1 pseudogene is annotated in these 259 nt (G+C 66.0%); it reads right to left on the reverse strand.

From position 1 onward, the window contains the following. Positions 1-259, reverse strand: a pseudogene (locus tag EOD29_RS32920) (TetR family transcriptional regulator); the annotation flags it as partial.

The following is a 259-nucleotide window of genomic DNA, read 5'->3' on the forward strand; positions in this document are numbered from 1 at the left end:
GCCGAATTCCGCCAGCATCTTCCAAAGGTCGGTGAAAATCTCCCGGGCGAAATCCTGCGGCGAAACGCTTGACGGGCGCTGCTGCCAGAGCTCAGCCCCGACGCGCAGCGCACCGATGACGATGGCCGCAAGGACGCGCATGCGGGGCCGCTCAAGCGGATCACCTCCCTTGCGCAGCAGCAGCGCCTCGGCGAGCTTCTGTTCGAGCTTGGCGTATTTCAGCTGGTCGCGGGCCTTCAGCGCCGGCGTGCGATGGATG

It is taken from the genome of Mesorhizobium sp. M1A.T.Ca.IN.004.03.1.1, assembly GCF_003997555.1.
Lineage (GTDB): Bacteria > Pseudomonadota > Alphaproteobacteria > Rhizobiales > Rhizobiaceae > Mesorhizobium.